Source organism: Streptomyces albidochromogenes, from assembly GCF_005981925.1.
Lineage (GTDB): Bacteria > Actinomycetota > Actinomycetes > Streptomycetales > Streptomycetaceae > Streptomyces > Streptomyces albidochromogenes.
Map to the genome: position 1 here is coordinate 1 of NZ_VBVX01000738.1, position 517 is coordinate 517.

Annotated in this window: 1 protein-coding gene and 1 pseudogene; both read left to right on the forward strand. The window is 72.1% G+C overall.

Annotated features, from left to right (window positions below; genetic code table 11):
* Positions 1 to 296: pseudogene (locus tag E2E34_RS34995) on the forward strand (aminoglycoside phosphotransferase family protein); the annotation flags it as partial.
* Positions 297 to 362: 66 nt separating this feature from the next.
* A partial coding sequence (locus tag E2E34_RS35000; protein ID WP_167518460.1) for a TFIIB-type zinc ribbon-containing protein occupies positions 363 to 517 on the forward strand: 155 nt, incomplete at its 3' end.

Consider the following 517-nt stretch of genomic DNA (forward strand, 5'->3'; position numbering starts at 1 on the left):
GGGACCTGGCCCGCCCCGCCGCCTGGTACGCCGCCGGCCTGCTCGCCCCGGACGTGTGGAACCGCTTCCTCGGCGCGTACCGGGCCGCGGGCGGTGCGGCCGTACCCCCCGGCGGCGATCCCTGGCCCCAACTCGACGTGCCCGCCCGCGCCCTGACCGTCCAGACCGCGGCCCTCGCCCTCGCCAAGTCCGCCGCCGGTGAACGGCCGCTGGACGAAGTGGAGGAGCTGGTCGTCGACGCCTGCGCCCGTATCGCCTCGCTCCCGCCCGAGTTGGAGTGCGAAGCCCCGTCGTAGGGTGAACGGACCGTCGCCGGGCATGCATTCCGGCGAGGCCACCGACGGCGAGGAGTTGACCCGATCATGCAGTGCCCCAAATGTCACGCAGCGATGCACACGTACAACCGCAACGGTGTCCAGATCGAGCAGTGCAGTGGCTGCCGCGGGATCTTTCTCGACTACGGCGAGCTGGAGTCCCTGACCCGCCTCGAATCGCAGTGGACCCAGCAGGCCCCGCC